Here is a 14889-nt window from a genome sequence, read left to right on the forward strand (position 1 = left end):
CGGCGTAGCAAGCTACACCGGAATCCCGTCCGACTTGCATGTATTAGGCCTGCCGCTAGCGTTCATCCTGAGCCAGGATCAAACTCTCCATTGTAAAAATGAAAAATGACCCCGGTCATCTTCTTCTGTGACCGGATCGTCAGTATAATTGTACTGTACGGCCCGGACCGGAAAAATTGTAATTCTTTACAGCTTCCCCACTAAGGGGGCATGCTGCGCTACATGATCATCTATCTTAAAGAACTTCTCTCGCCCCCGCTTCGCGCTTCGGCATCTATCTTCCTGCCGTCATAAACGGCCCGAATTTCTGTCTTGTTTTTACCCTTTCGGGATGGCAAAGGTAAGGAAGTTTTTCAGAAAACAAAAAATATTTTTTCTAAAATTTCCGCCCCGATACCGGGTTACCGTGCCCTCCCTCGCGGAGTGGTGCAAAGGTAGAAACTTTAACCTTACACTCCAACAGTTTTCTCCCTTTTTCCACCAAACAGAACGCAAAACACTGGAAACCTGAATGATATTTTTTTATTTAAAATCGAGCACCGTTGATCGGCACTATTTTGGAGCGGCTTCGGGATTGATTCGAAACTACTTCAGAACAACTTCGGCTATTGTTCGTCATGTTACCACGAAGTTAATACAAAGGATATACGGACTTTGACGGACTTAAATGGACTTCGATGGACTTTATCAGATTTTTTTAATTATGTTTTAGGTTTACTTTCCTCCTCTACTTCATCGTCGAAAAGAATCCGCACAGAAGGTGTATAGGTATCTTCATGTTGTCCGGTCTTATTTGCCCAGAAAAACGCTCCTAAGAATATTAACGCGATGAAAACACTGCAACCGATTAAAAAGAATATAATGCTCATTCTTAATAGTATTGAAAAATGGTATTTAAATAGCTATCTATATTTATATCTTTAAAGATACGAATTTAAAATCGCTTTATGTAGCTTAACTCACTTTGGACAACAATCTCCTTCGTCTAGCAAACCAACGCGTCGTCAGACTGGTAAATGAAATAATGGTTACCGTACTGATCGGCATCAAAATCGCCGCAAACAATGGAGACATCGTACCCTGTACCGCGAAGCTCAGTCCTACCACGTTATACGTCAACGATATGGCAAAACTCATGTGTATAACTTTAACGGCATCTTTCGCAAAAGCAAAAAATGATGGTAATTTGGCAAACGAATCACCATCCAAAATCGCGTCGCAACCGGGTGAAAAGTTGTTGATATCGTCAGACACCGCTATCCCCAAATCCGCTTTCCGCAAAGCTCCGGCATCGTTAAGTCCATCACCCAACATACACACCTGTTTTCCCTGGTCTTGCCAAAAATCTATCTTGTGCAGTTTATCCGATGGACTCTGATTAAATAGTAAACGAGCGTTGTTTGGGAAAATGAGCTTTAAGGCATCAGCGCGTCTTTCATTATCGCCGGAAATCAAGTGCAGGTCATACCCTCCTCTGCTTAATTTTCCTACCACCTCTGACAATCCCTGCCGCCATGATTGCTCCAATGTGAAATGTCCCTTTACCATTTCATTTATCGCCACATACACCACAGAACCATCTTGAAATTCATTTTTAATACCTAGAAAAGATGCAGAACCTATTTTTACCTCGATTGTGTCAAATAGAGCCTCCATACCTTTACCTGTTATCTCTTTAAAGACGTCCGCTGTCTGAATAACCGTATGACCAATCCATTTGACAATCTCTCTGCTTAAAGGATGATTAGAATTTCGGCATACCGAAGAAACCAAAGAACGTTCATCTTCATCCAATTCGCCTTCAAATAGCATCAAGGAAGATTTCGGAGAAGAAATTGTTCCTGTTTTATCAAACACCACGCAATCTATCGCCGATAATTGCTCAATAGCAGCTGTATTTTTTATATAGAACTTATTCCGATCGAAAATACTTAGTGCAGCGGAAAGCGTAAAAGGCGAACTTAAAGCTAGTGCACAAGGACAAGCAATAATCAACACCGCTGTAAACGCACCCCATGCTTTTGACGAATCGCCACCGATGAGCCAAAAAATACAAGCGACAACAGCTACGCTGACCAGCGCAACGGTAAAATATTTACTTATAAAATCAATAAAGGTATCAAACTTTTTCTCTTGCGTTTTAAAGCTCTCGTTGTTCCACAATTTCGTCAAGTAGCTTTGTGATACGGGTTTGACAACCTCTAATTCAATCGCCTCCCCAATTTGTCTACCTCCTGCATAAATAATCTCTCCCAATGTTTTATCAACGGCTTTCGATTCGCCTGTTACAAAACTAAAATCAACCGAAGCGCTCCCCTTGAGTAAAATGGCATCTGCTGGGATGATTTCGTTATTACGCACCAAGATGCGTTGACCTACTTTCAAATCAGCGATCTGTATAGGTTTTTCGCTTTCCTCTTCTATTACGGTTACCGCAACGGGAAAATACGAACGATAATCCCGCTCAAACGAGATATGGTAGTATGTCCGTTGTTGCACCCATTTACCAATTAAGATAAAAAACACTAAGCTGCATAAGGTGTCCATAAAGCCAGGACCTGTTTGCGTGAGGATTTCAAATGCTGAACGAAAAAACAAAACAAAAATCCCCAATGCCAAAGGCACATCCAAATTCAGTCGCTTCTGTTTTAAGCTTAACCACGCCGATTTAAAATAATCCGAGGCGCTATAAAGTAGAACTGGAATACCAAATGCTAAGTTCATATAACCGAAGAAACTAGCATATTGTTGCTCAAATGCAGCCATCCCAAAGTATTCTGGGAAACTAATCATCATGGAATTTCCAAAACAAAATCCTGCTACGGTAATTTTAGCTATCAATCCCTGTTGATTGAGTTTCTTACCTTCTTTTACCACATCCTGCAATGTGATTTTAGGTTCGTAACCAATCTGAGCCAGTAACTCCACCAATTCGCGCAAAGAAATCTCCTGATGCCTAAACGTAATACTTGCCTGCTTCTTCATAAAATCGACTTGCGAACTTTTAACGCCCGTATGCAATTTATAGAGATGCTCCAAAAGCCAAATACACGAACTACAATGAATGACCGGAACATAGAACGTAATCATGGTCATGTCTTCATCTTTGTAGTCGACAAGCTTAGCAACGATATTCGGTTCATCCAGATAGCTTAAATCGGCCTTTGGCTCTTTTTGTGATTTTCCCGGATGTTGATTGTAACGATAATAATTATGTAGATTACTTTCGTGCAATACCTGATATACGGTTTGACATCCCAGGCAACAAAAACTATGGTTATCCAACATGTAAGGCATTGTGTCCACTTTATCTCCGCAGTGGAAGCACTTTTTTTCCCTAACAATTTGTTCTGATTCCGGCATTTTTTGTTATTTGTTGTAAAGTCGTGATTAAATCGCTTGGCTAAATAACTGTTCTTGTTCTTTTGATAATTGCAATCGCTGGTCAAATACCATACATATATTCCTCAAAAATGATTTCCCAACTTCAGTCGCTATAACATCACCATCCACGTACTCCACGAGGCCATCCCTTTCTAAAGGACGTAACCGGCCGACAATAACGTCATTAAGCGAAAAGCCGGTCTTCAGTTCTACTTTACCTCTACACATCATATCCAGAATATAACGGCGCAACACCTTATCTTCTTCATGTAATAAATGTCCTTTTATTACGGGTAAACGTCCCTCATCCAACAGCTTATAATAATCTTCTACTTTCTTTACGTTTTGTGCGAAACTACTCCAAGCATCGCTAATAGATGAAACTCCCAATCCAATTAAAACAGGCGTATACCGATCCGCGTAACCCATAAAATTACGATGCAGATTTCCAGATAAAGCAGCTTTGAAAAGCTCATCTTTGGGTTTTGCGAAATGATCCATGCCTACATCCTTATAACCTTGCTCCTCGATCATTTGTTTGCCTAATATATAAAGTGCGAGCTTCTCTTCTCCCACAGGCAGATCGTGTTCTGTGAACCGCCGCTGTCCGGGCTTTATCCACGGTACATGTGCGTAGCTATAAAAAGATATACGATCAGGTGACATACGTAACGATCTTTCTATCGTATCGCGTACCGTCGTTTGTGTCTGTAACGGTAATCCGTATATCAAATCAAAGTTAATAGAGGTATATCCTATTTCACGAGCCTCATCCATAACACGTTGTACATCCTCCACCGTTTGGCGCCGATTAATGAGATATTGCACATGTGGATCAAAATCTTGGATGCCCAAGCTTAATCTTCGGAAACCTAGACTATACAGTGTTCGCAGATGTTCTTTTGTGGTGTTTGCCGGATGGGCTTCAAATGAAAAAGAGGCTCCTTCTTTCACAACGGCGCCATCTAATAAACCCAAGATCAGGCGTTGCAGATTGGTTGGTTCAAAAAAAGTAGGGGTTCCTCCGCCCAGATGTATTTCACTGATAACAATCTCGCCGTCAATAGCGGCTTTATACATTTCCCATTCCCGGAGTATATAATTAATATAAGGGGTTTCTACACCATGATTTTTGGTAATCCGGGTATTGCATCCGCAATACGTACATAAGCTTTCGCAAAACGGAAGATGGACATATAAACTTATTCCGTCATTTTTTGACTTGCTATAAGTTGCTTTTAAACGGCTCAGCCATTCTTCTGGATTAAAAATAGTATTCTCCCAGAACGGAACCGTCGGATAGCTGGTGTAGCGCGGTGCAGCTACATTGTATTTGGCAATCAGGCTATTATTTGGTTGCTTCATTTTTTATCTGGTTTGCATTCACTACATTACATTCTTTCATGCAACAACAAGCCTGACCCACACATTTTCCACTACCCCATAAGTTTAGGTTTCGGATGGTCTGTTCTGCAATTCCTTTTGGAGTACGGTCCTCATATGGGGTATTTGCGATTTGGATTCCCAGATCATATGCTCGATGCAAATCGATATGATCTGTAGTTATGGAGCGGGTAACTATTTTCTGTACGCCTGCCCGCTGTAATTCTTCCAGTAATTTACCGTCCAAAAAATCATCTTCCGAAACAATAACCACTTCCTTGCCATGTGCGTAGTGTATTGTACTAAGATTTAACGAATTGGAAATCAAGGTCAAATCATGAACTTTCCCGTTCGCAATCGCCAACGATTCCTTCTCATAGTCCTTAATATTATATGCGACAGCTTTCATGGGGTCGAATTTCTGTAAAGTAAACGATACAAAAATAATAAGACCTCTGGAAGATTAGGATGCAAAGCATCAAGTTAGAAAATGATATTGGTCACTTAATTACCTAACTGCTTTTAATTTAGCTACAGATGGGATAATAATCGCATTACCCGTTTTCGTGATCAACCTCTCATCTTTGAAATCTGCCAGCATACGACTAATAGTTTCATTTGCTGTACCTGCTAGGGCAGCGAGGTCATCTCTAGAAATACGAATCATAATTTCGCCATCCTTACTGGATAGTGCGGATTTTTCTGCCACGTTCACTAATGCATTTGCTACACGTTTACGCACCGTATCGTAAGCAAAACCCAACATTTGTTCTTCTTTTTCCCGAATATTGCCAGAAAGCAACGTGATAAACTTACTCGCGATAGCTGGTTTGTTGTAAAGCAATTCGAAAAAACGTTCTTTCGGGATCAATGCGATTTCACAGTCTTCAAGAGCTTCAGCATTATCGCTATATTGTTCATTAAGCAGCAGTGCTCCATAACCAAAAAAGCTGTCATCTACGTAAATACCCGTTGATAATTCACGCCCATCCTGGTACAATAAAAAACTACGTATTTTACCTTTAAGCAAGTAATAGATAAAAAGTGGCGTATCTCCTGCTTCATAAATATGCTGTTTCTTCTTTAAAGCCTTCACACGTGCCTCTTTTACCAAACCCTGTAACAGATAATTTTGCTCTTCCTCACTCAGCTGTAAAGTTGTTCCTTTCGACGAATCAGTAATTAATTGGTTAACGATACGCTTCTCTCGCTTACGAAAACGGCTTTCTATCGCATTGAGCAGCTCAATATCGTCAAATGGCTTTGTTAAATAGTCATCAGCCCCCATTTCCATTGCCTTGCGGATGTCTGTTCTCTCTGACTTGGCCGTTAGGAAAATAAATGGGATATCAGCAGTCGTTTCGTTTTTGCTCAACATATATAATACACCGTATCCGTCAAGTTCCGGCATCATAATATCACATAAGATAAGATCCGGGTGATGCTTAAAAGCCATATCTACACCCTCTTTTCCATCGACTGCTGTCAATACCTTATATTCGCCAGTCAATGATAGTATTTCTGCCGTTCCTTCCCGGATTTCGAAATTATCTTCAATTATCAGTATGGTTTTAGACATTTTCCAATATACTTATTGTTGAAAACTCATTTTGAACATTGCTCCTTCATTTATCGCAGAATGGTATTCCAAACTACCGTCCATCAACTCGACATAGCGCCTAACGATGTTAAGACCTAAACCTGTTCCGGGTATATTTCCGGTATTGTGCGCTCTGAAAAATGGCTCGAATAAACTTTTCTGATCTTCTATCGGAATTCCGATACCGTTATCCTTAATGCAGATGATGCAAACATCGTCTTTTATCTCTGTAGAAAACTCGATAAAGGTATTTTCTCCGGAATATTTTATAGCATTCGATATCAAATTGATAACGCTGCTTTTAATCAAATGCGCATCGAGGTAAAACATACCCACTGCACCAGTATGTTGATAAACGATGTGCTGATTCTTTTTACAGATCATCTGCATCTCTTCCGTTATCTCTTCGGCCAACTGCACTAGATTAATATCTGCTTTATTGACCACTACCCTACCCGCTTCTAATTTTTCCAAGGACAGAAAATCATTCAGAATATTATTTAGTAATTGAACAGCACCACGAATACGGTTTGTATGTTTCATGATATTAGGAAGATCAGGGCGCTCAGCATATTTTTCTATTAACGAGGCGGACAATTGCACAGAGCTCAACGGAGTACGAAACTCATGTGATGCCATCGAGACAAAACGGGATTTCATTTGGTTAAGCTCTTTCTCTTTTTCCAATGACAGACTAACATCTGATTTTGCTTTCTCCAATTCTGAAACTAGCTTGATCAAATCTTTTGTCCGTTCTCTCACCTTTTCCTCCAACTCATCGGCATGTTTCCTCAGCTCATCTTCAGCAGCGCGTTCTTTGGTTAGATCATGGATAAAACCAGTAAAGATATTTTTGTCTTTGTAATGCACTTCGCTGACCGCCAATCGAAACGGGAAGGTAGTGCCATCTTTCTTTAACCCACGAACTTCTCGACCAATTCCAATTATTTTTTTTATCCCTGTTTTCTGATAACGCTCAATATATTCGTCATGCCGGCTGTGATCGGGTTCAGGCATTAGCATGGAAATATTATTCCCAATTACCTCTTCAGGACTGTAACCGAAAAGCATGGACGCCGCTGGATTAATAGATTCCACAATACCACGATCATCAATGGTGATAATCCCATCAATCGCATTTTCAATAATAGCTTCAAGAAGTCTAGCAGAATCAATCATTTTTATTTCACCAACTTTTTATACTTGATGCGTTTCGGTCCCGTGTCGCCCAAACGTTTCTTACGATTTTCTTCATATTCGCTATAGTTCCCTTCGAAGAAATAAACCTGAGAATCACCTTCAAATGCCAGAATATGGGTACAGATACGATCTAAAAACCAACGGTCGTGAGAAATGATAACAGCACATCCACCAAAATTCTCCAATCCTTCTTCTAGCGCACGCAGGGTATTAACATCAATATCATTTGTAGGTTCATCGAGTAACAACACATTGGATGCTTTTTTTAATGTAATGGCTAGGTGGACGCGATTTCGCTCTCCTCCAGACAATACACCAACTTTCTTCTGTTGGTCAGCTCCATTAAAATTAAACTTTGACACATATGCCCGCGAGTTTATTGATCTATTCCCGAGCATAATATTATCATTACCTTCGGTGATATTTTCCCATACCGTTTTATTCGGATCAAGGTCGTCATGGTTTTGATCTACATAACCTAATACCACCGTTTCCCCTACCTTAAAAGTTCCGGCATCGGGTTGCTCCTGTCCTGTAATCAACCTGAACAAGGTTGTTTTACCGGCACCATTTGGACCAATAATACCCACAATACCTGCTGGCGGCAAGGAAAAGCTGAGGTTTTCAAACAAAAGTCTGTCATCATACGCCTTTGAAATATTATTAACTTCGATAACCGTATTTCCCAACCGTGGTCCCGGTGGAATAAACAGTTCTAGCTTTTCTTCCCGATCTTTTGTCTCTTCCGAGGCTAGTTTTTCGTAGTTATGCAAACGAGCCTTAGATTTTGCATGCCTTGCTTTCGGTGCCATACGCACCCATTCTAGCTCGCGTTCAAGTGTTTTCTGACGTTTAGTCTCTTGTTTCTCTTCTTGTGCTAAACGTTTTGCTTTTTGGTCTAACCAAGACGAATAATTTCCTTTCCAGGGGATTCCCTCTCCTCTATCCAACTCTAGAATCCATCCAGCAACATTATCTAAGAAATATCGGTCGTGGGTAACGGCGATAACCGTGCCTTTATATTGTTGTAGGTGCTGTTCCAACCAATCAATGGATTCCGCGTCCAAGTGATTGGTCGGCTCATCCAAGAGTAAAACATCCGGTTCTTGAAGCAACAACCGACAAAGTGCCACCCTTCTTCGCTCTCCACCCGACAAATTGGCAATTTTGGCATCTGGTTCCGGACAACGTAAGGCATCCATTGCACGTTCCAATTTTGTATCCAATTCCCAGGCATTCGTAGCGTCAATCTTATCTTGCAGTTCGCCTTGGCGCGTAAGTAACTTATCCATTTCATCTGGATTTTCGTATACCTCGGGCAAGCCAAATTTCTCGTTTATTTCTTCATATTCTTTTAGGATTGCCGTCGTCTCAGCCACTCCCTCTTCCACAATTTCTTTTACAGTTTTTTCATCGTCCAGCTGGGGTTCCTGCGCCAGATAACCCACGGTATAACCTGGCGAAAAAACTACTTCTCCCTGATAAGATTTATCTAGACCGGCAATAATTTTCAGTAAGGAGGATTTACCGGATCCATTTAAACCAATGACACCAATTTTCGCTCCGTAGAAAAAAGATAAATAAATGTTTTTAAGAACTTGTTTTTGCGGCGGGTATATCTTGTTTACACCGGCCATTGAAAAAATAATTTTCTCGTCAGACATAAGATTTGTATTCCTATTTTTGTACAAATATAGTCATTTTTAGTTCGGGAGGACTGCCATTTTGATAGTTTCGGGGCTATGGCGTAATTATTGATAAATCTGATAGAACATAGCATAGGATTTATAATTTATTTTTATACATTTATATCATCCTATCATTAAAATAAGGAAAGGTAAATAATGGAAGCAAAATTTTCACCACGCGTAAAAGATGTTATTTCTTACAGTCGAGAAGAAGCGCTACGACTTCGCCATGATTATATTGGCACAGAACATCTTTTGCTCGGCTTGATTCGTGAAGGCGATGGAGTGGCGATAAAGATTTTGAAAAATATTGGAGTCGATATAGGATCAATCCGTCAGTCTACCGAAGATGCCGTAAAAGGGTCGTCCATGTCCCGGGCACCTATCGGAAATATGCCATTGACTAAACAGGCTGAAAAAGTACTAAAAATAACATATTTGGAGGCTAAGATTTTCAAAAGTGATGTAATTGGTACAGAACACTTATTGTTGGCGATTTTACGGGACGAGGAGAATATCGCGTCTCAGGTCTTACAGCAATACAGCATTACGTATGATTTATTTAAGAGCGAAGTTGAGCAAAATAAAACAACCATTACCGACGAGGCGTCGAGTTCGCCTACCGGAGATGATGATTTTGCAGACGACGATCAACAATTTACAGCACCAAAGAAAGTTTCGGACATTAAGTCAAAAACCCCTGTACTAGACAATTTCGGACGGGATTTAACCAAAGCGGCAGAAGAAGGCCGATTGGATCCTATTGTAGGACGTGAGAAAGAAATTGAACGTGTTTCACAGATTCTTTCTCGTCGTAAGAAAAACAACCCGATTCTAATTGGGGAACCTGGCGTTGGTAAGTCGGCTATTGCCGAAGGCTTAGCTTTACGCATTGTGCAACGCAAGGTATCTCGGGTATTATTCAACAAACGGGTTGTCACGCTTGATTTAGCTTCTTTAGTAGCTGGAACAAAATATCGTGGTCAGTTTGAAGAGCGTATGAAAGCCGTGATGAACGAGTTGGAAAAATCGCCCGATGTGATTTTATTTATTGATGAGATCCATACCATTGTGGGAGCAGGCGGTGCTTCGGGTTCGTTGGACGCTTCGAATATGTTCAAACCTGCTTTGGCTCGAGGCGAAATCCAATGTATCGGTGCTACCACATTAGATGAATACCGTCAGTATATCGAAAAAGATGGTGCATTGGATCGTCGTTTTCAGAAAGTCGTTGTCGAGCCCGCTTCGCATGACGAAACGATAGAGATTTTGAATCGTATCAAAGATAAATACGAAGAGCATCACAACGTTACGTATACACCGGATGCAGTAGAAGCTTGTGTATCATTGACAACGCGGTATATCACCGATCGTTTCTTACCTGACAAGGCTATTGATGCTTTGGATGAAGCAGGATCGCGTGTACACTTGAACAATATCCATGTTCCACAATCTATTTTAGATATCGAAGAAAAAATCGAAGAGGTTAAGGTAGAAAAAAATAAAGTCGTTCGCAGCCAGAAATACGAGGAAGCAGCAAAGCTCCGGGATACGGAGAAGAAACTACTTGATCAACTCGAAAAGGAAAAAGCGGCTTGGGAAGCGGAAACGAAATCCAAACGCTATACGGTATCCGAAGATAATGTAGCGGAAGTAGTGTCCATGATGACGGGTATTCCGGTACAACGCGTAAGCCAATCAGATAGCCAGAAACTATTGAATATGGGGGAAGCGGTTAAGGGTCGTATTATCGGTCAAGATGACGCTGTACAAAAATTAGTGAAAGCTATACAACGGACTCGCGCCGGATTGAAAGATCCGAAGAAACCTATCGGTTCCTTTATTTTCTTGGGTCCTACGGGTGTAGGTAAAACTGAATTAGCGAAAGAGTTGGCTCGTTTCATGTTTGATTCGGAAGATGCACTGATCCAAATTGACATGAGTGAATATATGGAAAAATTCGCGGTGTCACGCTTGGTCGGAGCGCCTCCGGGATATGTAGGCTATGAAGAAGGTGGCCAGTTGACCGAAAAAGTACGTCGCAAACCGTATGCGGTCGTTTTACTGGATGAAATCGAGAAAGCGCACCCGGATGTATTCAACTTATTGCTACAGGTATTGGATGAAGGTCAATTAACGGATAGCTTGGGTCGGAAAGTGGATTTCCGCAATACGATTATCATCATGACCTCGAATATCGGTGCACGTCAGCTGAAAGAGTTCGGACAAGGTGTAGGGTTTACCACAGCTGCAAAAGCAACACAAGCGGATTCACATTCCAGAGGAGTTATTGAAACAGCGCTCAAACGTGCTTTTGCACCGGAGTTCTTGAACCGTATCGATGATGTTATTGTATTCAACTCGTTAAGTAAAGAGCATATCTTTAAGATTATCGACATCGAATTGAAATCATTATTTTATCGTATTGAGGGACTGGGCTACCATATTACGCTCACAGATCAAGCAAAAGATTATATCGCGGAGAAAGGATACGACAGTAATTTTGGTGCACGTCCGTTGAAACGGGCTATCCAAAAATATCTCGAGGATCCGATCGCTGAAGAAATATTGAAAGGCGAAGTAAAAAATGGTTCTCAATTGAATATTGACTATGACGATGATAAAAAAGAAATCACCGTTAATAGTGTCAATCCGAAAGAAGTACCCGGTGATTCCATTGAATCGGATGTTTCGGAATCTAACGATAAAGAAAAGGAATAGTTTTTCAATCAAAATAAAAAAAGCGCTATGCCAAAAGACATAGCGCTTTTTATTTGGCTTATTTTTTGCTTTATTTAAACTATTAACGTTTTTTAACGTCTTATTGAATATAAACAAAATTTGACAACCCTTAATACGATACACATGAAAAAATTTCTATTAGCCTTTTTAGTCGGCACCGCCACCTTGGCTGTGACGAGTAGTTGTACAAAAGAATATATAACAAACTATTTGCCGGGGATTTCTTACTCTCCTACAGTTCAATCAAGTAGTTGGGAAGAAATAGGTGTGGGAGTTTATCAAGCAGATTTAGACTTTCCCGAATTGGACGAAACCTATTACCAAAGTGGCACTGTACAGGTTGCTATTCGCCTTCCTGGTTCAGATTCTTATGATATTATTCCTGCGACGATTAATGGAGTACATTATTCGGTTAATTATACTGTTGGATGGGTGACTCTTTTTGCTGAAGACAGAAACGATGACTACCATGCTCCTCCAACAATGTCGGTAAAGATTACCTTAACAGACGCTGACGCTGGAGGCAATTAATACCTCCTTATTAGCCCTTTAATATAAAACACAGCCATGTCTTTGTACATGGCTGTGTTTGTTTTTACACTGGTGGTTGCTTTATAGAGGCCGGGGATTGTTGTTAAGAATCAATCAATTAAAATTGTTTTTTGAAGAAAAATTCGTAAATTGTTTCCTTCATTAAGGAAATATTTTTCTCTTTTTAAGAGGCTAGACAATATAAAACCTCGACCATGTATAAAAAGTACAATGATGTATCGGTTTACGATGCGGCAGAAAAGCGTTTTGATTTTATATATGAGAACTTCGACAAAGTTTACATCTCTTTCAGTGGAGGTAAAGACAGTGGGGTTATGCTAAACATGGCCATTGAAGCTGCTCGACGCCATAATAAGTTACCCATAGATGTCCTGATTGTCGACTTAGAAGCACAATATAACCATACCGTTGAATACATCACTCGCACTGTCTCCCGTGAAGAAGTAAAAGCTTATTGGGTCTGTCTACCCATCCATCTACGAAATGCTGTCAGCCAGTACCAGACACATTGGGTTTGTTGGGATGAAGAAAAACGCGATGCTTGGGTACGGGAGTATCCAGATCATCCATCTGTTATCAAAGACATCAATTATTTCCCTTTCTTCCGAAAAGGAATGGAGTTTGAAGAGTTCGTAAGAGCATTTGGAGAATGGTTCTCACAAGGGGTAGAAACGGCATGCCTGGTAGGCATCCGAACGGACGAAAGCTTTAACCGGTATCTTACAATTGCCAACCTCACCAAGGGGCGCTATAAACGTCGGCAATGGAGCACACTTATGGCGCCTCAGCTATACAGTTTTTATCCATTATACGACTGGAAAGCAAGGGATATATGGATAGCCAATGGTAAATATGGATACGATTATAACAAAGCATACGATTTGATGCATCTCGCCGGCGTTTCTTTGTCTCAAATGAGATTATGCCAACCTTTCGGCGACGATCAACGGAAAGGCTTGTATCTATATAAAATACTAGAACCGGAGACCTGGGCAAAGGTAGTCAATCGTGTAGAGGGGGCCAATTTCGGTAATCGGTACTCGGTAAACAATCGAACAGCTTTCGGCAACTTTCGCATGAACCTTCCAGAAAACCACACGTATAAAAGCTACGCGAAGTTCTTACTCGATACCATGCCTCCTTATCTCCAAGCACACTATCAAAGAAAAATTGATAAGTTTCTCGCATATTGGAAAAAAAACGGTTTTGAAGAAGACATCCCCGAAATCGCTGACCCAAAGCTGGAGTCACAACGAAAAGCTCCTTCTTGGAGAAGAATCTGTAAGGTTTTGTTAAAAAACGATTACTGGTGTAGAGGATTGTCTTTCTCGCAAACAAAAGGAGAAATGCAAAAGCAATTAAACATATTTTTAAAAATACCACACTACCATCAAGATGATTAGCCAGCTATTAGAAAAACACAAAACAGCGCCGTTTGAAAAAAAAGTAGAGTTATATAATCAAATTTCACAACAGCTTTATGAATTCATCGGTATCGAGCATCCGTCATTGAACGTGCAGCTTGTACCTATTGACCGGGTGGAAGGAAATGATTATAATCCAAACAAAGTTGCGCCACCTGAAATGAAATTGTTGGCACTGTCCATTAAGAAAGATGGGCTGACCATGCCGGTGGTTGTTGCAAGTGAGAAAAAAGGGAACAACTGGGTGGTTGTTGACGGCTTTCACCGGACGGCCGTATGCAAAGAGGTACAAGAGATTAGGGATGACTTAAAAGGTTATCTTCCCGTTACACGCCTAGATAAGACACTGGAAAACCGGGTAGCTTCTACGGTTAGGCATAATATGGCCCGCGGTACTCATCAAGTGGAATTATCGGCGAAGCTTGTCGCTTTCCTAAAACGGAACGATTGGACAAACAAACGCATTGGTGATGAATTAGGAATGGATCCCGATGAGGTATTAAGACTAAAGCAAATAACAGGACTTGCGGAAGCTTTTCAAGACAAGGAATTTTCCAAGTCTTGGGGGATATAGGAAATTACATATGTAAGAATATCGCCCATATTATCAATTATTTAAGTCTGAAGAAGAAAAAATATCTTGACAACAATCAAATTTGCCGTATATTTGTGCCACACAAAAAAGGTGATACCTTTTCGGGGTGTAGCGTAGCCCGGTATCGCGCCACATTTGGGATGTGGAGGTCGTAGGTTCGAATCCTGCCACCCCGACTAAAACGACAAATGGTGCCATTGGAAGACAAATGGTGCCATTTTTCATTTTAATCCCTTTTTTATTGCTATAGCAAGGCTCTTCCGGTAAAAATTCTAACTAATTAAAGAAGCACTAGATCCATATCTTTAGTTTTTTTGAGCT

The 14889-nt window shown here is 40.7% G+C and carries 11 protein-coding genes, 1 tRNA gene and 1 rRNA gene; 5 read left to right on the forward strand and 8 right to left on the reverse strand.

Features of this window, described 5'->3' with window-relative positions:
* The 8 genes from H8B21_RS00005 to ettA form a co-directional block, all read right to left on the reverse strand.
* A 16S ribosomal RNA gene (locus H8B21_RS00005) occupies nt 1-94 on the reverse strand; the annotation flags it as partial.
* A gap of 607 nt (nt 95-701) precedes the next feature.
* Nucleotides 702-869 carry a cbb3-type cytochrome oxidase assembly protein CcoS gene (gene ccoS / locus H8B21_RS00010; RefSeq protein ID WP_190311753.1) on the reverse strand — a complete coding sequence of 56 codons (168 nt, stop codon included), beginning with the start codon at nt 867-869 and terminating at the stop codon, nt 702-704.
* Between the two features lie 85 nt (nt 870-954).
* Nucleotides 955-3363, reverse strand: a complete 2409-nt coding sequence (locus tag H8B21_RS00015; RefSeq protein ID WP_190311754.1) for a heavy metal translocating P-type ATPase — start codon at nt 3361-3363, stop codon at nt 955-957.
* Nucleotides 3364-3390: 27 nt separating this feature from the next.
* Nucleotides 3391-4749, reverse strand: a complete 1359-nt coding sequence (gene hemN / locus H8B21_RS00020; protein WP_190311755.1) for an oxygen-independent coproporphyrinogen III oxidase — start codon at nt 4747-4749, stop codon at nt 3391-3393.
* Nucleotides 4733-5176 (reverse strand): Rossmann-fold NAD(P)-binding domain-containing protein, encoded by a 444-nt coding sequence (locus H8B21_RS00025; RefSeq protein ID WP_190311756.1) that lies wholly within the window; start codon nt 5174-5176, stop codon nt 4733-4735. The genes hemN and H8B21_RS00025 overlap by 17 nt, the downstream gene beginning before the upstream one ends.
* A 99-nt stretch (nt 5177-5275) precedes the next feature.
* Complete coding sequence (locus tag H8B21_RS00030; RefSeq protein ID WP_190311757.1) at nt 5276-6346, reverse strand: response regulator; 1071 nt, start codon at nt 6344-6346, stop codon at nt 5276-5278.
* A gap of 12 nt (nt 6347-6358) precedes the next feature.
* A complete protein-coding gene (locus H8B21_RS00035; RefSeq protein ID WP_190312893.1) occupies nt 6359-7543 on the reverse strand; it encodes a PAS domain-containing sensor histidine kinase in 1185 nt (394 codons plus the stop codon).
* Nucleotides 7544-7548: 5 nt separating this feature from the next.
* On the reverse strand, nt 7549-9231 hold the full coding sequence (gene ettA, locus H8B21_RS00040) for an energy-dependent translational throttle protein EttA (protein WP_190311758.1): 1683 nt from the start codon (nt 9229-9231) through the stop codon (nt 7549-7551).
* A gap of 180 nt (nt 9232-9411) precedes the next feature.
* Between ettA and H8B21_RS00045 the strand changes: the two genes are divergently transcribed.
* From H8B21_RS00045 to H8B21_RS00065, 5 genes are all read left to right on the forward strand, one after another.
* Nucleotides 9412-11976: an ATP-dependent Clp protease ATP-binding subunit gene (locus tag H8B21_RS00045; protein WP_190311759.1), complete on the forward strand. Its 2565-nt coding sequence runs from the start codon at nt 9412-9414 to the stop codon at nt 11974-11976.
* 120 nt (nt 11977-12096) lie between these two features.
* Complete coding sequence (locus H8B21_RS00050) at nt 12097-12528, forward strand: hypothetical protein (protein WP_190311760.1); 432 nt, start codon at nt 12097-12099, stop codon at nt 12526-12528.
* 215 nt (nt 12529-12743) lie between these two features.
* Nucleotides 12744-13952, forward strand: coding sequence for a phosphoadenosine phosphosulfate reductase (locus H8B21_RS00055; protein WP_190311761.1), 1209 nt, complete (start codon nt 12744-12746; stop codon nt 13950-13952).
* A complete protein-coding gene (locus tag H8B21_RS00060; RefSeq protein WP_190311762.1) occupies nt 13945-14547 on the forward strand; it encodes an IbrB-like domain-containing protein in 603 nt (200 codons plus the stop codon). Before H8B21_RS00055 ends, H8B21_RS00060 begins: the two co-directional genes overlap by 8 nt.
* Before the next feature lie 123 nt (nt 14548-14670).
* Nucleotides 14671-14744 (forward strand) — tRNA-Pro (locus tag H8B21_RS00065).
* Nucleotides 14745-14889: the final 145 nt, after the last annotated feature.

It is taken from the genome of Sphingobacterium chuzhouense, assembly GCF_014692525.1.
Taxonomy (GTDB): Bacteria; Bacteroidota; Bacteroidia; order Sphingobacteriales; family Sphingobacteriaceae; genus Sphingobacterium; species Sphingobacterium chuzhouense.